The 23699-nt window shown below is 59.2% G+C and carries 24 protein-coding genes; 13 read left to right on the forward strand and 11 right to left on the reverse strand.

From position 1 onward, the window contains the following. The first annotated feature begins 86 nt into the window (after positions 1–86). The 5 genes from HZ99_RS07750 (at position 87) to tal (ending at position 4992) form a co-directional block, all read left to right on the forward strand. Complete coding sequence (locus HZ99_RS07750) at positions 87–1157, forward strand: sugar phosphate isomerase/epimerase family protein (protein ID WP_038442138.1); 1071 nt, start codon at positions 87–89, stop codon at positions 1155–1157. Beyond that, complete coding sequence (locus tag HZ99_RS07755) at positions 1154–2065, forward strand: alpha/beta fold hydrolase (RefSeq protein ID WP_038442140.1); 912 nt, start codon at positions 1154–1156, stop codon at positions 2063–2065. The genes HZ99_RS07750 and HZ99_RS07755 overlap by 4 nt, the downstream gene beginning before the upstream one ends. Before the next feature lie 122 nt (positions 2066–2187). Further along, the gene (locus tag HZ99_RS07760) at positions 2188–2736 is read left to right on the forward strand and encodes a cytochrome b (protein ID WP_038442141.1); all 549 of its coding nucleotides are present in this window, start codon (positions 2188–2190) and stop codon (positions 2734–2736) included. Between the two features lie 89 nt (positions 2737–2825). Continuing rightward, positions 2826–3818 carry a tRNA dihydrouridine(20/20a) synthase DusA gene (dusA, locus tag HZ99_RS07765; RefSeq protein ID WP_038442143.1) on the forward strand — a complete coding sequence of 331 codons (993 nt, stop codon included), beginning with the start codon at positions 2826–2828 and terminating at the stop codon, positions 3816–3818. A gap of 247 nt (positions 3819–4065) precedes the next feature. After that, positions 4066–4992: a transaldolase gene (gene tal / locus HZ99_RS07770; RefSeq protein ID WP_038442144.1), complete on the forward strand. Its 927-nt coding sequence runs from the start codon at positions 4066–4068 to the stop codon at positions 4990–4992. Positions 4993–5113: 121 nt separating this feature from the next. Here the strand turns inward: tal and rssC are convergent, their stop codons facing one another. Further along, on the reverse strand, positions 5114–5596 hold the full coding sequence (rssC, locus tag HZ99_RS07775) for an anti-sigma factor antagonist RssC (protein ID WP_029293846.1): 483 nt from the start codon (positions 5594–5596) through the stop codon (positions 5114–5116). Next, positions 5596–6777 (reverse strand): two-component system response regulator RssB, encoded by a 1182-nt coding sequence (gene rssB / locus HZ99_RS07780; RefSeq protein ID WP_032863287.1) that lies wholly within the window; start codon positions 6775–6777, stop codon positions 5596–5598. The genes rssC and rssB overlap by 1 nt, the downstream gene beginning before the upstream one ends. A 277-nt stretch (positions 6778–7054) precedes the next feature. Between rssB and HZ99_RS07785 the strand changes: the two genes are divergently transcribed. Beyond that, positions 7055–7351, forward strand: a complete 297-nt coding sequence (locus HZ99_RS07785) for a PilZ domain-containing protein (protein ID WP_038442146.1) — start codon at positions 7055–7057, stop codon at positions 7349–7351. 59 nt (positions 7352–7410) lie between these two features. Here the strand turns inward: HZ99_RS07785 and HZ99_RS07790 are convergent, their stop codons facing one another. Next, positions 7411–8097, reverse strand: coding sequence for a VacJ family lipoprotein (locus HZ99_RS07790; protein WP_038442148.1), 687 nt, complete (start codon positions 8095–8097; stop codon positions 7411–7413). Positions 8098–8293: 196 nt separating this feature from the next. Here HZ99_RS07790 and HZ99_RS07795 point away from each other — a divergent pair, with 196 nt between their 5' ends. Beyond that, entirely contained in the window at positions 8294–8905 is a 612-nt protein-coding gene (locus HZ99_RS07795; protein WP_038442149.1) for a hypothetical protein, read from the forward strand. A gap of 110 nt (positions 8906–9015) precedes the next feature. Next, positions 9016–9282: a DUF4404 family protein gene (locus tag HZ99_RS07800; protein WP_038442151.1), complete on the forward strand. Its 267-nt coding sequence runs from the start codon at positions 9016–9018 to the stop codon at positions 9280–9282. 120 nt (positions 9283–9402) lie between these two features. On the opposite strand, the gene queF is transcribed toward HZ99_RS07800, so the two are convergent. Both queF and HZ99_RS07810 read right to left on the reverse strand, forming a co-directional pair. Continuing rightward, entirely contained in the window at positions 9403–10233 is an 831-nt protein-coding gene (queF, locus tag HZ99_RS07805) for an NADPH-dependent 7-cyano-7-deazaguanine reductase QueF (protein WP_038442152.1), read from the reverse strand. 67 nt (positions 10234–10300) lie between these two features. Next, positions 10301–10825 (reverse strand): cupredoxin domain-containing protein, encoded by a 525-nt coding sequence (locus tag HZ99_RS07810; RefSeq protein WP_038442154.1) that lies wholly within the window; start codon positions 10823–10825, stop codon positions 10301–10303. Positions 10826–10982: 157 nt separating this feature from the next. Between HZ99_RS07810 and HZ99_RS07815 the strand changes: the two genes are divergently transcribed. Continuing rightward, positions 10983–11663: a heavy metal response regulator transcription factor gene (locus tag HZ99_RS07815; RefSeq protein ID WP_038442155.1), complete on the forward strand. Its 681-nt coding sequence runs from the start codon at positions 10983–10985 to the stop codon at positions 11661–11663. Further along, on the forward strand, positions 11663–13072 hold the full coding sequence (locus HZ99_RS07820; RefSeq protein ID WP_051903121.1) for a heavy metal sensor histidine kinase: 1410 nt from the start codon (positions 11663–11665) through the stop codon (positions 13070–13072). The genes HZ99_RS07815 and HZ99_RS07820 overlap by 1 nt, the downstream gene beginning before the upstream one ends. 56 nt (positions 13073–13128) lie before the next feature. Here HZ99_RS07820 and HZ99_RS07825 read toward each other — a convergent pair whose 3' ends face one another. The 3 genes from HZ99_RS07825 to HZ99_RS07835 are packed head-to-tail and all read right to left on the reverse strand — an operon-like array spanning position 13129 to position 16374. Continuing rightward, complete coding sequence (locus tag HZ99_RS07825) at positions 13129–14373, reverse strand: lipoprotein-releasing ABC transporter permease subunit (protein ID WP_038442158.1); 1245 nt, start codon at positions 14371–14373, stop codon at positions 13129–13131. A 59-nt stretch (positions 14374–14432) separates the two neighbouring features. Continuing rightward, positions 14433–15116: a lipoprotein-releasing ABC transporter ATP-binding protein LolD gene (gene lolD / locus HZ99_RS07830; protein ID WP_181883231.1), complete on the reverse strand. Its 684-nt coding sequence runs from the start codon at positions 15114–15116 to the stop codon at positions 14433–14435. A gap of 7 nt (positions 15117–15123) precedes the next feature. Continuing rightward, positions 15124–16374: a lipoprotein-releasing ABC transporter permease subunit gene (locus tag HZ99_RS07835; protein ID WP_038442162.1), complete on the reverse strand. Its 1251-nt coding sequence runs from the start codon at positions 16372–16374 to the stop codon at positions 15124–15126. Between the two features lie 94 nt (positions 16375–16468). Between HZ99_RS07835 and HZ99_RS07840 the strand changes: the two genes are divergently transcribed. Both HZ99_RS07840 and HZ99_RS07845 read left to right on the forward strand, forming a co-directional pair. Then, on the forward strand, positions 16469–17053 hold the full coding sequence (locus HZ99_RS07840; RefSeq protein ID WP_038442164.1) for a PilZ domain-containing protein: 585 nt from the start codon (positions 16469–16471) through the stop codon (positions 17051–17053). 42 nt (positions 17054–17095) lie between these two features. Further along, complete coding sequence (locus HZ99_RS07845) at positions 17096–17818, forward strand: glycerophosphodiester phosphodiesterase (protein WP_038442165.1); 723 nt, start codon at positions 17096–17098, stop codon at positions 17816–17818. Positions 17819–17860: 42 nt separating this feature from the next. Here HZ99_RS07845 and sthA read toward each other — a convergent pair whose 3' ends face one another. Both sthA and HZ99_RS07855 read right to left on the reverse strand, forming a co-directional pair. Next, positions 17861–19255, reverse strand: a complete 1395-nt coding sequence (gene sthA / locus HZ99_RS07850) for a Si-specific NAD(P)(+) transhydrogenase (RefSeq protein WP_024074093.1) — start codon at positions 19253–19255, stop codon at positions 17861–17863. A 190-nt stretch (positions 19256–19445) separates the two neighbouring features. Continuing rightward, entirely contained in the window at positions 19446–20459 is a 1014-nt protein-coding gene (locus HZ99_RS07855; protein ID WP_038442166.1) for an FAD:protein FMN transferase, read from the reverse strand. 259 nt (positions 20460–20718) lie between these two features. On the opposite strand from HZ99_RS07855, the gene HZ99_RS07860 reads away from it, so the two are divergent. Beyond that, a complete protein-coding gene (locus HZ99_RS07860) occupies positions 20719–22017 on the forward strand; it encodes an MFS transporter (protein ID WP_038442168.1) in 1299 nt (432 codons plus the stop codon). Positions 22018–22148: 131 nt separating this feature from the next. Here the strand turns inward: HZ99_RS07860 and HZ99_RS07865 are convergent, their stop codons facing one another. Next, a complete protein-coding gene (locus HZ99_RS07865; protein ID WP_038442170.1) occupies positions 22149–23612 on the reverse strand; it encodes a glyceraldehyde-3-phosphate dehydrogenase in 1464 nt (487 codons plus the stop codon). Between the last annotated feature and the right edge of the window lie 87 nt (positions 23613–23699).

A 23699-nucleotide genomic window follows, 5' to 3' on the forward strand; every position in this document is an offset into this window, starting at 1 on the left:
TTTCATCACTTTAACTCATATCGGGTTGACGGTAATGAATCGGCCAGCCTATTCTTTGTTGATCGACAAATAATAGAGAGAATCTGATGCGTACCCTTAAAGGACCTAGTTTGCACCTGGCGCAATTCAGTGGCGCCGAGCCACCTTTCAATAGCCTGGAAAACGTCGCCCAATGGGCCAAAACGCAAGGTTTCAAGGCCCTGCAGATTCCGGCCTGGGACAGCCGATTCTTCAATGTCGAACTGGCCGCGCAAAGCCAGGCTTATTGCGATGACATCAAAGGCATGCTCTTCGACCACGACCTGCAGATCAGTGAACTGACCAGCCACATGTTTGGCCAACTGGTGGCGGTTCATCCTGCCTACGACGCCCTGTGGGATGCTTCCACTCCAGCGCCGCTGCGGGGTAAGCCCCAGGCCCGTACAGAATGGGCGATCGAACGCATGAAATTGACCATCGCGGCCTCGCAAAAGCTTGGTCTTGAAGACCTGGGCACGTTTTCCGGTTCCCTGGCCTGGCCCTATCTATTCCCCTTCCCGCAACGCCCGGAAGGTCTTATCGATGCAGCATTCGATGAACTGGCACGGCGCTGGCGACCGCTCCTGGACCTCGCCGACGAGAAAGGCGTCAACCTCTGCTACGAAATCCACCCCAGCGAAGACCTCCACGACGGCACCAGTTTCGAGCGCTTCTACGACCGGGTTGACCAGCATCCACGCTGCCGAATCCTATTTGACCCCAGCCACTTCGTGCTGCAACAACTGGACTACTTGAGCTACCTCGACATTTACCAGTCGTTCATCCGCATGTTTCACGTCAAGGACGCCGAGTTCAACGCCACCGGCCGCCAAGGTATCTACGGCGGCTACAGCGACTGGGCCGACCGTGCCGGACGCTTCCGCTCACTGGGTGACGGCCAGGTGGATTTCAAAGGCATTTTTTCCAAGCTGGCCCAATACGACTATCCGGGCTGGGCCACGCTGGAATGGGAATGCTGCTTGAAAAACCAGGAGGCCGGAGCCCGCGAAGGCGTCGAGTTTATCAATCGACACATCATTGAAGTCACTGACCGGGCCTTTGACGACTTCGCCGGAGCCCCGGTCAATCAGCAGCAGATCCAGGCCATGCTCGGCCTGCTGCATGAGGCACAACCATGAACGCTCGCACCGCCACATCGCTGAATAACGGCGACGACTTTACACATCACTACATACGAATCGATGGTAAGAAAACCCACTGCGTCGCGGTGGGAACCGGAGAACCTGTGCTGCTGATCCCGGGCTGGCCCCAAACCTGGTATGCCTTTCGACATACCATGCGAGCTCTGGCACGTCAGGGCTTGCAGGCCATTGCCGTCGACCCGCCAGGCCTGGGCAACTCAGACCGGCCAGCACTGGGCTTCGACACCGGTAACATTGCCGATGTGCTCCATCGGACAATGCTGGCGCTGGGCATCCCGCGCTATCACCTGGTCGGGCACGATGTCGGCATGTGGGTCGCCTATGCGCTGGCAAGTGACCAACCACACGCCGTGCGCACACTGACCGTAACCGAAGCCGTCATCCCCGGCCTGGCCCCACCGCCACCGATTTTTGTCGCACCGGAACAAAACATCTTCCTGTGGCACTTCCTCTTCAACCAGATCCACGACCTACCCGAAGCCCTCATCACCGGAAGAGAGGAAACGTACCTCAATTTCATGTTCGACCGCTGGTCATTCCACCGCGATGCCGTCGCCTCCGACGTCTACATTCGTGCCTACTCGACACCCGGCAGCTTGCGTGCAGGTTTCGACTACTATCGCGCGATTCCCGAAACAATCCGACAAAATACTGATCGCGCTACCCGCATGCTGGAAATGCCAGTACTGGCCATCGGCGCTGAACATGCCACTAACGATGCGCCACTGATGACGCTCCAGGGGCGCGCAACTGACCTGCGCGGGGCGATCATCGCCGATTGCGGGCATTTTGTGATGGAGGAGGCACCGGAGGCTTTTTTGGAGCACTTAGTCGGTTTTTTGCTGGCGCATCCTGAAAGCGGAGACTCTGTGCCAGAAAAGTGAATTGGCAGCATACGAAAAATCCGAAATCAGAAAAACCGATGGAAATCATCGAGTTTTTACGGTTTTCCGACCTGCCGAATTATCGATAATCGCGCCTACTCAAAAGGGAGGCGCGTCTCCAGATGACAGAGGCAAAAAGCTACACCTCCATTGCAAAGTGGTTGCACTGGAGCATGGCGCTCATCTGGATTGGCGCCTGGCTGGTGGGAATCGTGGCCGTTCATTGGCGCGATGAATTCAACCCACAGCATCAACTCACCTTTCTACACAAGGCGATGGCTAGCACCCTTCTATTCCTTATCGTCCTGCGCATCGCCTGGCGCCTGACCCATGCAGCACCAGCGATGCCCGACACGATGAGCCCGCGGCTCAAGCACGCGGCGTTCATCGGCCACCTGCTGTTATACATCGTCGGGCTATTGGGGCTGCCGATCTCCGGCTGGTACTGGAGCTCGGTGGCTGACAAGCCCATCCTGGTTGCCGGCCTGTTCCTGCTGCCGCCGCTGGTCGAGCCGGATAAAAATCTCTATGAACTGGCAAAAGCGATCCACACCTACAGCGCCTGGTTATGTGGCGCCCTGGTAGGTGGCCACATGGTGATGGCGTTGAAGCATCAATTTATTGATAAAGACCAGGTACTCACAGGCATGCTGCCGGGGCATATTGACTGATGTGGGACATCTCCCATTACCCGGCATCAACGGGGTTACTCCGTTCCTGATAAACTGACCGCCCTTTGCCGCCCCCTCCAGATACTTCAATGCCCCTACAGATCGCATCGCCATCACTTTCCCACCGATTTTCGGTTGCGCCGATGATGGATTGGACCGACCGCCACTGCCGCTTCTTCCTGCGCCTCCTATCCAAGCACGCCCTGCTCTACACCGAAATGGTCACCACCGGCGCGATCCTCCACGGTGACCATGAGCGTTTTCTGCGCCACAACGAAGCCGAGCACCCGTTAGCGTTACAACTGGGCGGCAGTGTTCCAGCTGATTTAGCCGCCTGCGCCCGCATGGCCGAGGATGCAGGCTATGACGAAGTCAACCTGAACGTCGGCTGCCCCAGTGATCGGGTGCAGAACAATATGATCGGCGCATGCCTGATGGGCCACCCTGCCCTGGTGGCTGATTGTGTGAAGGCGATGCGTGATGCGGTGTCGATTCCGGTGACGGTGAAGCACCGTATCGGGATCAATGGCCGAGACAGTTATGCGCAGTTGTGTGATTTTGTTGGGCAAGTGAAGGAGGCAGGTTGCACCAGTTTTACCGTGCATGCGCGGATTGCGATTCTGGAGGGGCTGTCGCCCAAGGAGAATCGAGACATTCCCCCGTTGCGTTATGACGTGGCGGCGCAATTGAAGCGGGACTTTGCCGAGTTGGAGATTGTGCTCAATGGCGGGATCAAGACGCTGGAGCAGTGCGAAGAGCATTTGCAAGTGTTTGATGGGGTGATGCTGGGGCGTGAGGCTTATCACAATCCGTATTTGCTGGCGCAAGTGGATCAGCGGCTGTTTGGCAGCACAGCGCCGGTGATCAGTCGGGCCGAGGCCTTGGCGCAGTTGCGGCCTTATATTGCCGAGCATCTGGCTACAGGTGGGGCGATGCATCACATTACGCGGCATGTATTGGGGTTGGGCACTGGGTTTGCGGGGGCACGCAGGTTTCGGCAGTTGCTGTCGGTGGATATTCATAAGGCCAGCGATCCGCTGGCTTTACTGGATCAGGCTGGGGTGTTGCTGGAGGGCCGCTGACCGAGCGGGCCGCTCAATTAAGTGAGCGACGGGTCCATCGCAATCGCGGGCAAGCCCGCTCCGACGCGTTGATCGCGGTGCCGGTTGAACCCGATGGCGATTTTGCCCTCCTACTTACCAGCAAGGCCGGTCATTCAAACGGCTGTTTTCAGGTTGTTGCCCTCGCAAACGATCGAACGCATTTGCGCCCTTGAGCGGCTAGCAGCCGTCGGGTAATGTCATCAGACCCATAGGACAGAGCACGCCCATGACTTCCAAGCTGGAACAACTCAAGCAATTCACCACTGTAGTTGCCGACACCGGCGATTTTGAAGCTATCGCTCGTGTCAAGCCGCAGGATGCCACCACTAATCCTTCCCTCTTGCTCAAGGCTGCCTCCATTCCTGGCTATGCCAAGCTGTTGGATGCCTGCGTGCAGGACTGTAACGGTGATGTGGGACTGGCCAGTGACCGTTTTGCGGTGGCTGTGGGCCAGGAGATCCTGAAAGTGGTGCCCGGCCGTATTTCCACCGAGGTGGATGCCCGCCTGTCATTCGACACTGACGCAGTACTCAAGCGCGCGCATCGCCTGATCGACCTGTACGAAAAATCAGGTATTGGCCGCGACCGTGTGCTGATCAAGATCGCGTCCACCTGGGAAGGTATTCGTGCCGCCGAGCAGCTGGAAAAGGAAGGCATCCAGACCAACCTGACCCTGTTGTTCTCCTTCGCCCAGGCGGTGGCCTGTGCAGAAGCCGGGGTCTTCTTGATTTCGCCGTTTGTCGGTCGTATCTACGACTGGTACAAAAAAGCCAATGGCAACGACTATACCGGCGCCGATGATCCTGGCGTGCAGTCGGTGACACGTATCTACAACTACTACAAGGCCAATGGCTATAAGACGGTGGTGATGGGCGCAAGCTTCCGCAACCTGAGCCAGATCGAAGAGCTGGCCGGTTGCGACCGCCTGACCATCAGCCCGGATTTGCTGGAGAAGCTGGCGGCCGATAATGGCAAGCTGCAGCGCAAGTTGGCGCCAGGCCATGCCGGCGAGCCTCGTGTGCATATGACAGAGGCGCAGTTCCGTTGGGAGTCCAACGAGGATGCAATGGCCACTGAAAAACTGGCTGAGGGCATTCGCCAGTTTGCTCGGGACCAGGAAAAGCTGGAGGCGTTGTTGAGCGCAAAGCTCTAATAAGGGACGACAGCAAAAAGGGCGGTACCCGTAAATGGGCCGCCCTTTTTTGTGTCAGTTGGATAAGTACTGGTTGGTCTGACGCTATAGCTGGCAAGCAAGCTCCTACATAAGCGCAGTGTCAGTGGCGCTCCAAGGCATTGACCAGGTCGTGAAAGGCTTCGCGGTTGGATTCGTTCAGGCCCATCAGGATCTTGTGGGCCTCCAGCACCTTGAGCCGCACCACTTCCTCGGATTGGTCCTGGGACGGCAGGTCTGTCAGGCATTCCGGGCACGGGATCGGACGATCAACGATGTTGAACACTTGATCGAAACCCATCGACTGCAAGAGCCGGGTGATGTCTTCGTGGGTGGTGACGACGGTCGGCAGCAGTCCGACCTTCTGCCGAGACAGAATGGACAACTTGGCCAACAGCCCAAGGGTGGTGCTATCGATGCTGCGGGTTTCGGTCAGATCGATCACGATCGCCGAGAAGTTCAAGGCTGTGAAAATCCGCTCAATCGTTGCATCCAGCGCCGAACACAAGGTCAGGCGCACTTCACCGACAAACTTCAGGACGAAGGTCCCGTCTTGCTCGGCAAATTGGATTCTTCCGGTACTCATCAAAGATTCCTGCTCAACACCAATAGGGCGATATCATCCGGCATCTCCCCTAGCGTGGCCAATCCAAAAACCTGCCGCAGACCATCCAGGCTGCCGCCCGCCGACCTTACCCGCTGGGGCAAGGCAGCTTCTTTCTCTTTGAGTGTAGGCTCTGGAAGAAGGTCCAGGATGCCATCGGACATCAGCGTCAGGCTGAAGGCCGGCGGCAGCTCCAGGATGTGGTCTTCGTAGGTGGCTTCATTGAACAAGCCAACCGGCAGACCACGCCCTTCCAGGTAGCGCACACTGTCTGGAGTGTATAAAACCGGCAATGGCAGGTGGCCGCCAATGCTGTAGGTCAAAAGACCGGTTTCTTCGTCAATCACGCCGCCCACCATCGTCACGTGTTTGCCCAGCTTGCAGCTGATCAGGCCCCGATTGATGTGGCCCAGCACTTGCGAGGGAGTAAACTCCGGCAAGGTGCCGTTGCGCTTGGACTCGAACAACAGCCGTGTGGTCATGAACTTCAACAACACGGTCACGAATGCAGAGGAAGCGCCGTGTCCGGAGACATCTGCCAGGTAGAATGCGACGCGGCGCTCATCCACGCGGAAATAGTCGACAAAATCACCCGACAAGTACAAGGACGGAATGATCTGGTGGGCAAACTGGAACTCGTCGATGCTCCAGGGACTGACCGGCAGCATGTTCATCTGCACCTGGCGACCGGCGTTCTGATCTTCCTGGAGCAGGTTGAGACTGGCTTCGAGCTCACGATTGGCGGTTTCGAGCTTCTCGCGGTAGCGCTGGTTTTCCAGCAGCAGGCGGGCACGGTCCAGCGCACGACGCACCGAATGCTCGAGTACGGCCAGGTCTTCCAGGGGCTTGATCAGGTAATCGGCAGCGCCCAGGCGCAAGGCCTCCACGGCATCGTTCATCACACCGGCACCGGACACGACAATCACCGGTGTCTGCGGGGCAAGCTCGGTGACCTGGCGGATCAGCTCAAGGCCGCCCATCTGGGGCATGCGCAGGTCGCAGATCACCAGGTCGGGCTGGTCGCGCTCAAACACCTGAAGACCCTGAAGACCATTGCCGGCCTGCAGGACGCTGAAGCCACTGTCTTCCAAATAGGCCGCGAGGCTCGCGCGCACTACTTCGTCGTCATCGATTATCAGCAGCGTGGCACTGGTTTTTTGCATGTGGGCAAACGGCGCCAGAATTAGGTTGGCGTAGGCAGTCAGGCAATGGCCCGGCTCACACTACTGGATTCGCTTTCTAGCCTCTCTGTCCTACAAAACATGAGCGCTTGGCTCACGCACAACGGTAAAGCAGAGGTGCCCTTCTAAGGCGCAGACGGTACTCCCATCCGTCAGGGGTTTCAAGCTCATGCCGATGGTCGCTGAGCGTCTTTACATCGCAAATCACCGGGAGTTATAAGAACAGGCAAAACCACAACGCAATGGATGGATGAAACCTATGAGCGCCAATGAACGTGACTATGCCGAAAAGCGCGATTTCATCCGCATGCGTGTGGATGCTGGCGTGTCGTTGATCCATGCAGGACAAGAGATTGCCGGGATCTGCCTGGACCTCTCCAGCTCTGGAATGCAGGTTCAAGCGCAGCACCCGTTCAACGTGGGCGACCAACTGAAGGTGCGTATCGACTCGGAGCATGCCGCGCTCAAGGGCCTGGAGGCCGACACTGAGGTGGTATGGGCGAGGAAAGAAGGCGACGACCAACACCTGGGCCTGAAAATTCTCAAGATGTACTGAAATCAATGCACACAAAAAAGGCGGCCTCAAGGGCCGCCTTTTTCATTCAAGGGTTAACCTCAAAAATCATCCACTACATTGCCGTCCTTGACCTTGAACTCGCGGTTCTGCAGATAGGCATTGCGAATAAAGGTGTATTTGTCGCCATTGATCAGCTTTTCAGCCGACAAGAGGCTGGCGCGAGTATCGATGATGTCGAGGCCAAATGCGCTGTTGCGCGATGGAATGTCGTTCATGTAGCGGTACGGTGCGGCAAAGCTGTCGACATAGATAGACGGCGCATCGCGCAGGGTGCTTGGACCCAGTAGCGGCAACATCACGTAAGGACCGCTGCCTACGCCCCAATAGCCAAGGGTCTGGCCGAAGTCTTCATCACTGCGCTGCAGCCCCATTTTGGTGCCGACATCAATCAAGCCCAGCACGCCAAACGTGGTGTTGACCAGCAAGCGCGCGGTATCGACACCGGCCTGGTGCGGTTTGAGTTGCAACACATTGTTTGCCAGGTTGCCCACATCGCCGATATTGCGGAAGAAATTGTGGATACCGTCTTCGACAAATTGCGGAGTAATGAACTGGTAGCCCTGTGCCAATGGCTTCAGTGCGTAGGTATCAACGGTGTCGTTGAAGGTGAAGATCGGACGGTTGATGCTTTCCCATGGATCGTCTTCCGCAGCCTGGGCGGCGAAAGGCACCAGCAAGACACTGGCACACACTGATAGTTGAGCAAGACACTGGCTCCAGCGCATAGCTTGAACTCCTTGAATGATCTGTCATGGGCGCTATGCCCTGAATAAAGCCGCCAGTATATGACGGAAGTGTAGGATTAGGCAGTTTGAAGGAATTGTCATTCAGAAAATGTACAAATTTCCTACAATCTCATCAGGTGTCATCTGCCTGTCACGGACCTTAGATAGCGTCACAGCTATTTTCAGGGACGTCGAAATGCCCCAACCTCGGATCGTTGCAGACAACGCCCCTTCTTTGACCGCCGTGTTGTTTGGCCTCAGTGGCTGCCTGGTGGACTTCGGTTCCATGGCCCACGCCGACACCATCCCGGCAGGCGAAACCCTGGCCACCCCTGGCGCCTTGAACATCCTGCAATCGCTCAATGAACAAGGCACCCCCTGCGCCTGGCTGGATGAATTGCCCTCCCCCATCACCACAGCCCTGGCCGCCTCCCTGCCGTGCTGGGTCCAAGGTACCCGCCCCGCAGCCGCTTCCTGGCCGGCCCCCCATGCCTGCTGGCAAGCCTTGATGGACCTGGACATCGAGCGCCTGGATGGCTGTGTGCTGGTCAGTGGCGAACCTCGCTTGCTGCAATCAGGGCTCAATGCCGGGCTCTGGACGATTGGCCTGGCATCCTGTGGATCACTGTGCGGGCTCTCCCCTGCCCAATGGCAAGCGCTAGACGAACAGGCGCGTGAACACAAGCGCGCCAAGGCCACCGTCGCGCTCTATGGCCTTGGCGTGCACTCGGTGATTGATCATCTGGGCGAACTGGGCACGTGCCTGGCGGACATCCGCCTGCGTCGGCTCAAAGGCGAGAAGCCCTGATCAAGATCATGCACAGTCGCTGCCAGTGGATTAATCTACAGGTCATCCCGTAGACCTTTCTCGGCGTGCCGTGGTCTATGCCAGTGCCTATCGATAAAAGGAAGAACGCCATGCCTGCCCGCGAAAAACTGCAAGAACAGGTTTCCATCCTGCGCGAGCAATTGAATCAGGACCCGCCTCTACCGCTGGAAAAACGCGAAGCGCTGGAAGCATTGATTGCCAAGTTTGAAGTGCAACTTGAACTGGAACCTGCCACTCAGAACCCCAGCCTTGCCGATGGGGTAAATTTAGCGGTAGAACGCTTCGAGCTGGAGCATCCGGGCATTGCCGGGACATTGCGCAATATCGTGGTGACCTTGGGCAATATGGGTATCTGACCCAAATCCCAGGCCAAGCCCCGAACCCAATGTGGGAGCTGGCTTGCCTGACGATGGCGATGTATCGGTCTGACCGCTATCCCAGGCAAACCAGCTCCCACATTTGTTTGGGGGTGAGGCTTACTGCCGGGCCAGGCGCAGGTTCTGGAACGGCACATCCTCGGTACTGCGGTACGGGTTGATATCCAACCCGCCCCGACGCACATACCGCGCATAAACCGTCAACTTCTCAGGCTTGAGCAAGCGCTGCAGATCGAGAAAGATCCGCTCCACGCACTGCTCGTGAAAGTCCGAGTGCTGGCGGAAGCTCACCAGGTATGCCAACAGGCTCGCATGATCCAACGCCGCGCCACGGTATTGCACCGCCACGCTGCCCCAGTCCGGCTGGCTGGTCACCGGGCAGTTGGATTTGAGCAGGTGGCTGTGCACGCTCTCCTCGACCACACGGGAATCATCGCAACGCAGCAGTTCCGGACGCGGGTGCTCGTAGTTGCTGACACTGATATCCAGGTCATCAATACACACACCCGGCAGGCGTACCACGCCTTCGTCTTCCACCTCGGCCAGGCTGCGGATGCGCACGCCCACCGGCTTGCCGGCCGCCGCGCTCAAGTCGGCACGCAAGGTCGCCTCAAGAGTGGAGGCATCGGCAAACGGCGTCTGGTTCAACGAGTTGAGGTAGAGCTTGAAGGATTTCGATTCGATGATGTTCGGCGAGTCGGCCGGGATGCTGAACTCACCGATGGCCACCACTGGCTTGCCGGACGGCAGCAGCCAGGACAGTTCAAAGCAGTTCCAGAAGTCCACGCCCTTGTAGGGCAACGTCTCGGCGGTCAGGCCCAGCTCGGCCCACTTGGCGGCGCGAGGGATAGGGAACAGCAATGAAGGGGTGTAGGTGCAAATGTATTCACTGGACTTGCCCAGCGGCGAATGTTCGGCTGCGGGATGCATGGCGGAAACCTGGCTAAATAAACCCCGCCAGTCTACCAGCCTTTGCTCCCGCCTTTGAGCGTCAGGTTTATTGGCTGACGTTCAGCTTGCCGACCATTCCCGCCTGATAGTGCCCGGGAAGGTTGCACGCAAACTCCAACGCACCCGCCTTGCTGAAGGTCCAGGTCAGTTCGGCGGTCTTGCCCGGCTCCACCAACACACTGTTGGGATCGTCATGTTTCATCGCGCCCATGTCTCCATGCCCCATTGCCGCGTGATCCATCTGGCCCATGCCGGTGGCTGTCAACATGCCACTCGCCTGCATCTTGAGCATTTCCTTCTGGTGATCGGCGTGCATGCTCGCGTCACCCAGGTTGAATTCGTGCAACAACCGCCCCTTGTTGACCAGCACAAAGCGCACCGTCTCACCGGCTTTTACATCAAGAGACGTGGGGGCGAAGGAAATATCCTGCAGAACCACCTCCACTGTACGAGTGGCCTTGGTTGCCGGCGCCGCCTTGCCAAAGGCAAAGGTGTGGGCGCCATCGGCCAGCGTCGGGACACTCAACACCATCAGGCAACCTGCCAACCACCAAGATTTACGCAAAAACATGTGTATCCTCCAAAGGTATAAGACCCGCGTGTGAAGCACTCTAATAATGCACCGCTGCCAGCTACCTGACGGCTAGATTACAACTTTGTCAGGTTGAGCCAGCCCCCCGGTGCACACGGTATAAAGCCCGTTGCTACCCTTTTGCCATGAGTCGCCTATGAAACTGCTGATCGTCGAAGACCAACCTAAAACCGGCCAATACCTGCGCCAGGGCCTGGCCGAAGCCGGGTTCAATACCGAACTGGTGGCCGACGGCACCACTGGCCAGCACCTGGCGCTGACGGGCGACTACGACTTGCTGATCCTCGATGTGATGCTCCCGGGCCGCACCGGCTGGCAGATTCTCCAGGCGGTACGCAGTGCCGGTCTGGAAATCCCGGTGTTGTTCCTGACCGCACGGGATGCGGTCGAGGATCGGGTCCACGGCCTGGAACTGGGTGCCGACGACTATCTGGTCAAGCCTTTCGCCTTCTCCGAATTGCTGGCCCGGGTGCGCAGCCTGTTGCGCCGAGGCAGCAGCACGCCCCAAGAGACCAGCCTGCACCTGGCAGACCTGCGTCTGGACCTGATCCGTCGCCGCGTGGAGCGTAGCGGCCAGCGCATCGACCTCACCGCCAAGGAGTTCGCCCTCCTGGAAATGCTCCTGCGCCGCCAAGGTGAAGTGCTGCCCAAGTCGCTGATTGCCTCCCAGGTCTGGGACATGAATTTCGACAGCGACACCAACATCATCGAAGTAGCGATCCGCCGCCTGCGCCTGAAGATCGATGACAGTTTTCCCAACAAGCTGATCCACACGGTGCGCGGCATGGGTTATGTGCTGGAAGAGCGGTTCAGTTGATGACGCGTATCTCCCTCGCCAGTCGCCTGGCGTTGTTGTTTGCCGGCTGCACCGCCGTCGTCTCGTTGCTGGCAGGCGTGCTGTTCAGCCAGGCCAGCGAGAAGCACTTCATCGAACTGGACCAGCAACTGCTCGACAGCAAGCTGATGGCTCTGCGCAGCGCTCTGCAAGACGCTGACACGCCGGTGCTGTTCGCCCAACGCGTGGCCGCATTGACCGACGAACTGAGCCATCAACCCGACCTGTCCGTGCGCATCAACGCCGCCGACGGCCAGCGCTGGTTTGATAGCTCCGCGCGTATCCCCGCCGATTTGCCCACCACGCCTGGCCTGCATGACCTGCAAAACGCCGGCACCCATTACCGGGTGTACAACGCCGCCCTGAATCCAGGCAAGCCAGGTTCCGCGCAACTCTCCCTGATGCTGGACATCACCCATCACCAACACTTCCTGCAACGTATGCAACACCTGATCTGGTTGACTGTCGGCCTGTCCGCCCTGGCGACCGCGCTCCTCGGCGCCTGGGCTGCACGCAGCGGGCTGCGGCCACTGCGGCGGATGACCGAAGTAGCCAGCCGCGTGCGTGCCCACTCCCTGACCCAGCGCCTGCCCCAGGAACAGATGCCCGCCGAATTGGCGGAACTGGCCCAGGCCTTCAACGCCATGTTCAGCCGCCTGGATGATGCGTTCCAGCGGCTTTCAGCATTCTCTGCCGATATCGCCCACGAACTGCGCACGCCTTTATCAAACCTGCTGACCCAAACCCAGGTGATCCTCACCCAGCCCCGGCCGCTGGAGGACTACCGTGAAGCCCTGCACAGCAATCTGGAAGAGCTGCAATGGATGGCCCAACTGGTCAACGACATGCTGTACCTGGCCAAGGCTGACCACGGGCTGCTGAACCCCAAACGCGAACCCCTGGCCCTGGCCGACGAGGTGGATGCCTTGCTGGAGTTCTTCGCGCCGCTGGCCGAAGACGCCCAGGTCATCCTGCTGCGCGACGGCAGCGCCAGTACCGCCGGCGACCGCAGCATGCTGCGCCGGGCGTTTTCCAATCTGTTGGACAATGCCGTGCGCTTCACCCCACCGGCCGGCGAAGTACGGGTGAGGATCAGCGAAAATACCCAAGGCGTGAAGCTGAGTGTGGAAAACACCGGGACCGGGATTCCCCAGGCGTTACTGCCCAAGCTGTTTGATCGGTTCTACCGTGTGGATCCGGCACGCCATGAGGGCAGCAGCGAGCATGCGGGGCTTGGGCTGGCGATTACCCAGTCGATTGTGCGGGCGCACGGGGGGAGGATTTTCTGTGAGTCACAGCCGGGGTGGACGCGGTTTGTGATTGAGTTCCCCAAGGGGGCTGATGCAAGCCGGGCGGACCTCATCGCAAGCAAGCCAGCTCCCACATGTTGATGTGTGAATACAGTCAAATGTGGGAGCTGGCTTGCCCGCGATAACAATCTCGAGACCTACGAATATCTCAGGGCATGCGCCGGCTCAATCTTCGCGGCCCTGTAAGCCGGGTAAATCGTCGCCAAAAAGCTCAACACAAACCCGGCACTGCAAATCAGCAACACATCGCCACCTTGCAGTTCCGAAGGCAGGTTGCTGACAAAGTACACATCCGAACTGAAGATATGCTGCCCAGTCACGCGCTCCATCCAGCCCACCAGTTCGCTGACGTTCAGCGCGGCAATCACCCCCAGCACGCCGCCAATCAGGGTGCCGACGATACCGATCACCGTGCCCTGGACCATGAAAATCGCCATGATCTGCCGGGGCGTGGCGCCAATGGTGCGCAGGATCGCAATATCCGCGCCCTTGTCGTTCACCACCATGATCAGCGTGGCGATGATATTGAAGGCCGCAACGGCGACGATCATCAGCAACAGCAGGCCAATCATGGTCTTTTCCATCTTCATCGCGCTGAACAGACTGCCCTGGGTGTGAGTCCAGTCGTCCGCCTTGTAGGCCGCACCCAGCCCGGCGGCGACATCCGCCGACACCTTGGGCGCTGCATACAGGTCTTTCACTGCCAGGCGCACGCTTTGCACCTGGTTGGGCTGCCAATGCAGCATCTGCGCGGCATCGGCGACGTGGATCAGGGCCATCGAACCATCCAGCTCGGCACCGACCTTGAACACCCCCACCACATTCAAACGCTGCATGCGCGGGGTGATGCCACCAGGGGCGCTACTGATTTCCGGGACAATCAAGGTCAGCTTGTCACCCACATTCAGACGGAAGCGGCGCGCGGTCATTTCACCGATCACCACACCAAACTCCCCCGGCTGCAGGTTTTCCAGGCTTCCCTGGACGATATGCTGGGTAACAATGGACACCTTGCCTTCCAGGGCCGGGTCGATACCGCTGATCTGGATCGGCTGCATCGAGCCCTTGTAGGACAGCATGCCTTCCATCTCGGTGAAGGGTACCGCAGCGGTCACTTCGGGGTTCTTCAGCGCCGCGGCAGCCACCGGCTGCCAGTCGCTGATCGGGTTGACGCCAACGATGGTGGCATGCGGCACCATGCCAAGAATGCGTGAGCTCATTTCCCGCTGGAACCCGTTCATCACCGACAACACCACGATCATCGCCAGCACGCCCAGGGCGAGGCCAATCATCGAGGTCATCGAGATAAACGAGACAAAACGGTTACGGCGCTTGGCGCGGGTATAGCGCGTGCCGATAAAAATCGATAACGGTCTGAACATTCGCGGGCACCGCCTGAAAAAATGAAAAACCCGGCGCCAGGTGCCGGGCTTGAAACAGGTCAGATAGCGACCAGATGACCTTCCTGCAGGTGCAACACGCGGTCCATCTGCCGGGCCATGCTCATGTCATGGGTCACCACCAGGAACGCGGTGCGCATCTGGGTGCTCAGCTCCAGCATCAGGTCCTTGATGCCCTGGGCAGTGTGGGAATCGAGGTTGCCGGTAGGCTCGTCGAGCATCACCAGGCCCGGGTTATTGACCAGGGCACGGGCAATTGCCACACGCTGGCGCTCACCACCGGACAATTCTGCCGGCTTATGCTCCAGGCGATGGCCAAGGCCGACACGCTCCAGCAACGCGGTAGCACGCTGACGCGCCTGTGGGATCGCGGTCTTGCCGATCAACAGCGGCATGCACACGTTCTCCAGGGCGGTGAACTCCGGCAACAAATGGTGGAACTGGTACACAAAACCCAGGGACCGGTTGCGCAACTGGCCACGGGCCTTCTCGTTCAAGGCCGAGAGCTCTTCGCCGGCCAGCCATACACTGCCTTGGGACGGCGTGTCGAGACCGCCCAACAGGTTGAGCAAGGTACTTTTGCCCGAGCCGGAACTGCCGACGATCGCCACGCGCTCGCCGGGATGCAGTTCCAGTTGCAGGTTGGACAGCACCACCACCGACTCCGGGCCTTCCTCGTAGGATTTGCCCAGGTCGCGGCAGCTCAGGATTGCTTTTTCACTCATGCCCGATTCACTCATAACGTAAAGCCTGCGCCGGCTGGGTACGTGCCGCGCGCCAGGCTGGATACAGGGTGGCAAGGAAACTCAGGACCAACGCGGCGCCGCCAACCATCAGCACATCCTGGCTCTGCACCTGGGATGGCAAATAGTCGATGAAGTAGACATCGGCGTTGAGAAACTTGTGGCCAATCAGGGTTTCGACCCCGGCGATGGCGGCACTGACATTCAGCGCGGCGAAAATCCCCACGACGGTTCCGATCAAGGTGCCAACCACGCCAATCACCGTGCCCTGGACCATGAAGATCGCCATGATCTGCCCAGGCGTGGCGCCGAGGGTGCGCAAGATGGCGATGTCGCCTTTCTTGTCGTTCACCACCATCACCAGGGTGGAGATGATGTTAAAGGCTGCCACCGCCACAATCAGCAGCAGCAACAGGCCGATCATGGCCTTTTCCATGCGGATCGCCTGGTACAGGTTGCCGTGGGTACGGGTCCAGTCGCGGGCGTAGTACTGGCTTTCACCCAACTGCTGGGCGATTTCCCAGGCGCCGCGCGGCGCTTCAAACAAGTCGTTGAACTTCAGGCGCAGGCCCTGCACCTGGTCCGGCTTCCAGCGATGCAGGCGGGCCAGGTCAGTGAGGTTGGTCAGGCCGAGGAAGCCGTCGATCTCACCGGCGCCAACATGAAAGATCCCGACCACGGTAAACCGCTTCATGCGCGGGAACATGCCGGCCGGGGTCACCGTGACTTCAGGGGCGACAAAGGTCAGCTTGTCGCCGATGGCCACGCCCAGCTTGGCCGCCGCCCGGTCGCCAATGACGATGCCAAAGCTGCCAGGCGCCAGGTCGTCGAGTTTGCCCTGCTGCATGAACTGGTCAATGATCGAGACCTTGCGCTCCTGCGTCGGGTCGATGGCATTGAGCAGGACTTTCTGCACCTTGCCATCATTGGTCAGCAGGCCCTGCATCTGGGTAAATGGCGCAACGGCAAGCACCTTGGGGTTCTGCTTGACCTTGTCGGCCAGGCCTTGCCAGTCGCTCAGGGGCTCACCGGACTCGATGGTCGCGTGGGGCACCATGCCCAGCACGCGGGTACGCATCTCATGATCGAAGCCATTCATCACCGATAGCACCACGATCATCACGACGACGCCCAGGGCGAGTCCGATCATGGAGGTCAAGGAAATGAACGACACAAAATGATTGCGACGCTTTGCACGGGTATAACGCGTGCCGATAAATACGAAGAGAGGTCTGAACATGTCGGGGCTTGTTCGGAGGAAAAGAAGACGTCCCGGTGGCGGGGTCTGGTAAGCAGCTTTACACTCAGACCATTACCGTTACCTGGGGTTCGCCATGACGACATTAGATGAAGAAGATCGCCGCGAATACTACCGTATCGACGACATGATCGCACTCCAAATCAAAAGCCTGTCTGCCCCCCAAGCAGCGAGCAAGGAAGTGTTGCTGGATGATTCCCCACTGTTCAATCTGCTCAGTGAACTGCACCTGAGCGAATTCGAGTCCCAACACCTGCTGCGCCAGCTCGGCGAACGCGACCGCACCCTCGCCGCCTTCCTCAAGGTGCAGAACAAACGCATGGATCTGCTCAGCCAAGTCATGGCGCAAAGCCTGCTGGGCGAGATCGGTGCGCCACAGCCCGTGATCATTTCCGAAGGCGGCATCGACTTCCAGCATCCCACGGCGCTCGCGCCCGGCAGCCACCTGGCGGTCAAGCTGGTGCTGATGCCCCAGGCGCTGGGCCTGTTGCTGCGGGCCAAGGTCACCCATTGCGATCCGAAGGGCGACGGTTTTGATGTCGGCACCGAATTCGAATCCATGACCGACGCCCAGCGCCAACTGCTGGCTCGCTATATTTTGCAAAAACAGGCCCAGGAACGGCGCCTGGCTCGGGAACAAAGCGACGGCCAAGACACCTGACTTCATATTTATCCAGCCATATACCTGGCAAAAGGAGCAACTGTGACCCTGATTTATGGCCACCGCGGCGCTAAAGGCGAAGCACCGGAAAACACCCTGACCAGCTTCCAGCAATGCCTCAAACATGGCGTACGCCGTTGCGAACTGGACCTGCACCTGTCCATGGACGGCGAGCTGATGGTGATCCACGATCCAACGTTAAAGCGTACCGCCGACCGGCGTGGCAAGGTGGTGGAATACGCCGCCGCCGACCTGGTGAAGATGGACGCGCGCAAAGGCGGCCCGGGCTGGGTCACCCCCTGCCCGATCCCGCGCCTGGAAGAGTTGTTCGAAAAGTGCGACTTCGACCACTGGCAACTGGAAGTCAAAAGCGCTTCGCGCACCCGCGCCGCGACCACCGTGCTGGCAATCCGGGAAATGGCCCAGCGTTTTGGCCTATTGGACAAGGTCACCGTGACCTCAAGCTCGCGGGAAGTGCTGAAGGCCGCCCTGGAGCTGACGCCGGACCTGTCCCGTGGACTGGTGGCCGAATACGCCTGGCTCGACCCGCTGAAGGTCGCGCAGAACTATGGTTGTGAGATTCTGGCGCTGAACTGGACGCTGTGTACCCCTGAACGCCTGGCCAAGGCCCAGCGCCAGGGGTTGCATGTATCCGTATGGACAGTCAACGAACCGGCGCTGATGCGCAGGCTCGCCGACTTCGGCGTAGATAGCCTGATTACAGACTTTCCCGGTTTGGCCACTGCCACTCTCGGGAATTACTGAAATCGGTCTCCCCGGCCGGCTCAGGCCACCGGCCGGAGCCGCTCAAAAAAGCCGGTTGAGGCCGTCGTAGGCCGCTACCCGATAGGCTTCAGCCATGGTCGGGTAGTTGAACGTGGTGTTGACGAAATACTTCAAGGTATTTTGTTCACCCGGCTGGTTCATGATCGCCTGGCCAATGTGCACGATCTCCGAGGCCTGGTAGCCGAAACAATGCACGCCAAGCACTTCCAGGGTCTCGCGATGGAACAGGATCTTCAGCATGCCTTGGGGCTCGCCGGCGATCTGCGCACGCGCCATGCTCTTGAAGAAGGCCTTGCCCACTTCGTAAGGCACCTTGGCCTTGGTCAGCTCATGTTCGTTCTTGCCGATGGAACTGATCTCGGGAATGGTGTAGATCCCGGTCGGCACATCGTTGACGTAGCGCCAGCTGCCATTGTCGACAATGCTGCCAGCGGCTGAACGGCCCTGGTCGTGGGCGGCACTGGCCAGGCTTGGCCAGCCGATCACATCGCCAGCACCATAGATATTGGTGACGCAGGTGCGGTAGTTCTCATCCACCTCGATCTGGCCACGGCTGTTGACCTTGACCCCGATGTTTTCCATGCCCAGCTTGTCGGTGTTACCGGTACGACCGTTGCACCAGAGCAAGGCATCGGCCTTGATCTTCTTGCCGGACTTGAGGTGCAGGATCACCCCGTTGTCCAGGCCTTCAACGCGATCGTATTCCTCATTGTGGCGCACGGTGATGTTGTTGTTGCTGAAGTGGTAACTCAACGCCTGGGAGATTTCCGAGTCGAGGAAACTGAGCAACTGGTCGCGGTTGTCCACCAGTTCCACCAGTACACCCAGGCCGCTGAAGATCGAGGCGTATTCACAACCGATCACCCCGGCGCCGTAGATGATCAGTTTGCGCGGGGTGTGGCCCAGGCTGAGGATGGTGTCGCTATCGTAGATACGTGGGTGGTGGAAATCGATATCGGCCGGGCGGTAAGGGCGCGAGCCCGTGGCGATGATGATGTGCTTGGCCACCAGTTTCTCGACCACGCCGTTGGCACAGACCACTTCGACGGTTTGCTCGTCGGCGAAGCTGCCGGTGCCGAAGAACAGGTCGACGCGGTTACGGGCGTAGTAGCCGGTACGCGAGGCGACTTGCTTGGAAATAACCTTTTCGGCGCTTTTCAGTACATCCGGGAACGAGAACCAGCGCGGCTCACCAATGGCCCGGAACATCGGGTTGGTATTGAACTGCATGATCTGGCGCACCGAGTGACGCAAGGCCTTGGACGGGATGGTGCCCAGGTGCGTGCAGTTACCGCCGACCTGACGACGGCTGTCGACCATCGCCACCTTGCGTCCTGCTTTGGCGGCATTCATCGCCGCACCTTCTCCAGCTGGGCCGGAACCCAGTACCACCACGTCGTAGTTGTAGACAGCCATGCGTACTCCTCAGAACAGGCCAGGGCGCACGGTTGGGCGCCTGGCTAAATCATGCCGCGGCCAGCGGTCATGAAGGATCAAATAGGCTCAGGTGTGTGAGCCGGGGCACAGTCTATATAAGGCTCAACGCCGCGCACATTAACCCTTGGTCGCGTCGTAGGCCAGTTTTGCCTTTACTACACAGTATTGATTACGGCTTGATCGCCGTCAGTTGCTCGAACACTTTATTGCTGCGTGTGACGAAAGCATCCCCCTCACGCATCACAAAAAAAGCCGCGATACCCTGTTTTTCTGCATAGTCCCAGCCTTCTTCAGGCCCCAGCACCAACAGCAAGGTCGACAAGCCGTCAGCCATCAGCGCCGAAGCGTCCAGCACCGTGACCGACGCCAGGTGATGGGTGATCGGTGCCCCCGTCCGGGCATCAAGGGTGTGGGAATAGCGGCGACCATCCTGCTGGAAATAATTGCGATAGTCACCTGAAGTAGACACGCCAAAGCCGTCCACCGCGATAATCCGCTCGGCTACCTGCTGGTCATCACGGGGCTCCTCCAGGGCCACGCGCCAAGGCGTACCGTCGGGTTTGCGCCCGGAGGCCTTGAGCTCACCGGTCACTTCGACCAGGTACCCCTGAATGCCCACCTGCTCAAGGCGCTCGGCAATCCGGTCTACCGTGTAGCCGGCGGCAATACTATTGAAGTCCACTTGCACCGCCGCATCCTTGCACAGTTGGTTGCCGTCGATACGCAAGTGCTGATAGCCAACGCGCTGGCGCGCCTGGGCCAACGCCATCGGGTCCGGGACCTTTACCTGCCGCGCCTGGGGGCCAAAGCCCCACAGGTTCAGCAGGGGCTCGACCGTCAGGTCAAACGCCCCGCCACTGGCCTGGGACAGCTGTTCGCCAATGCGTACCAAGTGTAGGATCGGCTCGGGCATCGGCCGGCAAACGTTGGCCGGCAGGTCGTTGAATCGCTCGATGTCGGAATCGCTGCGATAGGTCGACATCTGCCGGTCGACTTCGGCAAGGATACGCTCGACCTCTGGCTGGACAAGCCCGGCCACCGGCGTACCGGGGCTGCGCACGTACTTGATCGAATAGGTACTGCCCATGGTCGAGCCGTCAAAAGCTTCCAGGGACTCACCGTTGCCACAGCCCGCCAGGATCGCCAGCACACTCCCCAGCGCTCCATATCGCCAATCGCCCATAAGCCACACAACCTTATCGCTGCTGAAACTGAATGAAGCCGCACTCAAGCATCTTTCCGGGGCGCGCCATTATGCGGCATGTCGCCGCCGACGGGGGTTGGCGCAGAGCAAATAGGCAGCTTGCTAACGTTTTTGTTGCTCACCAACACAGATACACATATGGTTACAATCTCTCTGGCGCCGCCGCGCGCCCAGATTTTGTAGCACGGACGAACAACAACCAGGGATTTCCAACAAGATAGCCAGTTGAGTAAATGACATGTCCAGCACCACGGGCAAAGGCAAGGCGATCTTTCGCGTTGTCAGCGGCAACTTCCTCGAAATGTTCGACTTCATGGTCTATGGCTTCTACGCCACCGCCATCGCCAAGACCTTCTTCCCTGCCGACAGTGCCTTTGCGTCCCTGATGCTGTCCCTGGCGACCTTCGGTGCCGGGTTCCTGATGCGTCCGCTGGGGGCGATTTTCCTTGGCGCCTACATCGACCGCCACGGCCGTAAAAAAGGCCTGGTGATCACCCTGGCGATGATGGCCGCCGGTACGGTACTGATCGCCTGCGTGCCCGGCTACGCCACCCTCGGGGTGGCTGCCCCGTTGATTGTCCTGTTTGGCCGCTTGCTGCAAGGCTTTTCTGCGGGTGTCGAGCTGGGCGGGGTTTCGGTGTACCTGGCAGAAATCGCTACCCCCGGGCGCAAGGGCTTTTTCGTCAGCTGGCAGTCCGCCAGCCAACAAGCCGCCGTGGTATTCGCCGGCCTGCTGGGCGTTGGCCTGAACCACTGGCTGAGCCCCGAGGAAATGGGTGAGTGGGGGTGGCGCGTGCCGTTCCTGATCGGCTGCCTGATCGTGCCGGTGATCTTCGTGATTCGCCGCTCCCTGGAGGAAACCCCGGAATTCCAGGCGCGTAAACACCGCCCTACCCTGCAGGAAATCATCCGCTCCATAGGCCAGAATTTCGGCATCGTCCTGGCGGGCATGGCGCTGGTGGTGATGACCACCGTATCGTTCTACCTGATCACCGCTTACACACCAACCTTCGGCAAGGCCGAGCTGCACCTGTCGGACCTGGACGCGCTGCTGGTCACTGTGTGCATCGGCTTGTCGAACTTCTTCTGGCTGCCGGTGATGGGCGCTGTGTCGGACAAGATTGGCCGTAAACCCCTGCTGCTGGGGGCGACGATTCTGGCCATCCTGACGGCGTATCCGGCCCTGTCGTGGCTGGTGGCCAATCCGAGCTTCAGCCATCTGCTGATTGTTGAGCTATGGCTGTCATTCCTGTATGGCTCGTACAACGGCGCCATGGTGGTAGCCCTGACCGAGATCATGCCCGTGGAGGTCCGCACCACCGGCTTCTCCCTGGCCTACAGCCTGGCGACCGCAACCTTTGGTGGCTTTACCCCGGCTGCCTGCACCTACCTGATTCATGTGCTGGACAACAAGGCCGCACCGGGGATCTGGCTCAGCGGGGCGGCGGTGCTGGGGTTGATTGCGACCCTGGTGCTGTTCAAGGGTAACCGGCATGAATTGCGTACTGCCCAGGCCTCGGTGGTAAGCGGCGCCTGATTGATCGCTATCGCCGGCAAGCCGGCTCCTACAATGGGAATGCGATCAGGCCGTCAAACCCAACAAAAAACAAAACACCAGGCACAAAAAAGCCCCGAACCAGTCGGGGCTTTTTCATTCAACGCTGTTGCTTAGCGCGGGAACGCAGGTGGGTTGACCCCAGCCATGTCTTCCATCACACGCACCACCTGGCAGCTGTAACCGAATTCGTTGTCGTACCAAACGTACAGCACAACGCGGTTGTCCTGGGTGATAGTCGCCTCTGCATCGACCACACCGGCGTGGCGCGAGCCAACGAAGTCGGTGGAGACCACTTCCTGGGAATTGACGAAGTCGATTTGCTTATGCAGATCGGAATGCAGCGCCATGTAGCGCAGGTACTCGTTCATCTCTTCACGGGTGGCGGCTTTCTCAAGGTTGAGGTTGAGAATGGCCATCGACACGTTCGGCGTTGGTACGCGGATCGCGTTACCGGTCAGCTTGCCGGCCAGCTCAGGCAGGGCCTTGGCGGCAGCGGTGGCAGCACCGGTCTCGGTGATCACCATGTTCAACGCGGCGCTACGGCCACGGCGATCGCCCTTGTGGAAGTTGTCGATCAGGTTCTGGTCGTTGGTGTACGAGTGAACGGTTTCGACGTGACCATTGATGATGCCGAACTTGTCATTCACAGCCTTGAGCACCGGCACGATGGCGTTGGTGGTGCAGGAAGCGGCAGACACGATCTTGTCGTCAGCGGTGATTTCGTTGTGGTTGATGCCGTGAACGATGTTCTTCAGCTTGCCCTTGCCAGGCGCGGTCAACACAACGCGATCGATACCCGGGCAGGCCAGGTGCTGGCCCAGGCCATCGGCATCACGCCATACACCGGTGTTGTCCACCAGCAAGGCGTTCTGGATGCCGTACTGGGTGTAATCCACCTCGGTCGGGCTCTTCGCGTAGATCACCTGGATCAGGTTACCGTTGGCGGTGATGGTGTTGTTTTCTTCGTCGATGGTGATGGTGCCATTGAACGAACCGTGTACCGAGTCGCGGCGCAAGAGGCTGGCACGCTTGGTCAGGTCATTCTCGGCGCCCTTGCGCACGACAATGGCTCGCAGGCGCAGGCCGTCGCCACCACCGGTTTTTTCGATGAGGATGCGCGCCAGCAGACGGCCGATACGACCGAAGCCGTACAGCACAACGTCGGTGCCTTTGCGGGCCGCGGCGTTTTGCTGGCCGATCACTTCAGCCATTTCTTCACGGACGAACTGCTCGGCAGTACGGCCATTGCCTTCGTTGCGGAATTTGTAGGCCAGCTTGCCCAGGTCCACCGAAGCTGCGCCGAGCTTGAGCTCGCTCATGGCTTTAAGCAGGGGGAATGTTTCGTGGACGGAGAGTTCGCTATCGTCGGCAGAACGATGGCGAGCAAAGCGATGAGCCTTGAGAATCGCGATGACTGATTGGTTGATCAGGCTGCGGCCATAGATCGAGCTCACCACATTGTTATTGCGGTACAGCTGACCGATAAGCGGAATCATCGCTTCAGCGAGTGCTTCACGGTCGATCCATTCACCAAGACACTGGTCGGGCTTCTGAGTCACGGGAACCTTCCACATGTAGGGGCAGAAAAAAGGGGCTACATTATGCCGCCCGACCGCCCCCGGAGCAATGCGCGCGCCACAACAAAAGCCCTTGCAAATAAT

The sequence above is a fragment of the Pseudomonas fluorescens genome (assembly GCF_000730425.1).
GTDB classification, from domain to species: Bacteria; Pseudomonadota; Gammaproteobacteria; order Pseudomonadales; family Pseudomonadaceae; genus Aquipseudomonas; species Aquipseudomonas fluorescens_X.

What these genes read in the sequence shown, in the direction of transcription:
- HZ99_RS07750 (WP_038442138.1), top strand. Translation starts at nt 87, where the DNA reads ATGCGTACCCTTAAAGGACCTAGTTTGCACCTGGCGCAATTCAGTGGC.
- HZ99_RS07755 (WP_038442140.1), top strand. Translation starts at nt 1,154, where the DNA reads ATGAACGCTCGCACCGCCACATCGCTGAATAACGGCGACGACTTTACA.
- HZ99_RS07760 (WP_038442141.1), top strand. Translation starts at nt 2,188, where the DNA reads ATGACAGAGGCAAAAAGCTACACCTCCATTGCAAAGTGGTTGCACTGG.
- dusA (WP_038442143.1), top strand. Translation starts at nt 2,826, where the DNA reads ATGCCCCTACAGATCGCATCGCCATCACTTTCCCACCGATTTTCGGTT.
- tal (WP_038442144.1), top strand. Translation starts at nt 4,066, where the DNA reads ATGACTTCCAAGCTGGAACAACTCAAGCAATTCACCACTGTAGTTGCC.
- rssC (WP_029293846.1), bottom strand. Translation starts at nt 5,596, where the DNA reads ATGAGTACCGGAAGAATCCAATTTGCCGAGCAAGACGGGACCTTCGTC.
- rssB (WP_032863287.1), bottom strand. Translation starts at nt 6,777, where the DNA reads ATGCAAAAAACCAGTGCCACGCTGCTGATAATCGATGACGACGAAGTA.
- HZ99_RS07785 (WP_038442146.1), top strand. Translation starts at nt 7,055, where the DNA reads ATGAGCGCCAATGAACGTGACTATGCCGAAAAGCGCGATTTCATCCGC.
- HZ99_RS07790 (WP_038442148.1), bottom strand. Translation starts at nt 8,097, where the DNA reads ATGCGCTGGAGCCAGTGTCTTGCTCAACTATCAGTGTGTGCCAGTGTC.
- HZ99_RS07795 (WP_038442149.1), top strand. Translation starts at nt 8,294, where the DNA reads ATGCCCCAACCTCGGATCGTTGCAGACAACGCCCCTTCTTTGACCGCC.
- HZ99_RS07800 (WP_038442151.1), top strand. Translation starts at nt 9,016, where the DNA reads ATGCCTGCCCGCGAAAAACTGCAAGAACAGGTTTCCATCCTGCGCGAG.
- queF (WP_038442152.1), bottom strand. Translation starts at nt 10,233, where the DNA reads ATGCATCCCGCAGCCGAACATTCGCCGCTGGGCAAGTCCAGTGAATAC.
- HZ99_RS07810 (WP_038442154.1), bottom strand. Translation starts at nt 10,825, where the DNA reads ATGTTTTTGCGTAAATCTTGGTGGTTGGCAGGTTGCCTGATGGTGTTG.
- HZ99_RS07815 (WP_038442155.1), top strand. Translation starts at nt 10,983, where the DNA reads ATGAAACTGCTGATCGTCGAAGACCAACCTAAAACCGGCCAATACCTG.
- HZ99_RS07820 (WP_051903121.1), top strand. Translation starts at nt 11,663, where the DNA reads ATGACGCGTATCTCCCTCGCCAGTCGCCTGGCGTTGTTGTTTGCCGGC.
- HZ99_RS07825 (WP_038442158.1), bottom strand. Translation starts at nt 14,373, where the DNA reads ATGTTCAGACCGTTATCGATTTTTATCGGCACGCGCTATACCCGCGCC.
- lolD (WP_181883231.1), bottom strand. Translation starts at nt 15,116, where the DNA reads ATGAGTGAAAAAGCAATCCTGAGCTGCCGCGACCTGGGCAAATCCTAC.
- HZ99_RS07835 (WP_038442162.1), bottom strand. Translation starts at nt 16,374, where the DNA reads ATGTTCAGACCTCTCTTCGTATTTATCGGCACGCGTTATACCCGTGCA.
- HZ99_RS07840 (WP_038442164.1), top strand. Translation starts at nt 16,469, where the DNA reads ATGACGACATTAGATGAAGAAGATCGCCGCGAATACTACCGTATCGAC.
- sthA (WP_024074093.1), bottom strand. Translation starts at nt 19,255, where the DNA reads ATGGCTGTCTACAACTACGACGTGGTGGTACTGGGTTCCGGCCCAGCT.
- HZ99_RS07855 (WP_038442166.1), bottom strand. Translation starts at nt 20,459, where the DNA reads ATGGGCGATTGGCGATATGGAGCGCTGGGGAGTGTGCTGGCGATCCTG.
- HZ99_RS07860 (WP_038442168.1), top strand. Translation starts at nt 20,719, where the DNA reads ATGTCCAGCACCACGGGCAAAGGCAAGGCGATCTTTCGCGTTGTCAGC.
- HZ99_RS07865 (WP_038442170.1), bottom strand. Translation starts at nt 23,612, where the DNA reads ATGTGGAAGGTTCCCGTGACTCAGAAGCCCGACCAGTGTCTTGGTGAA.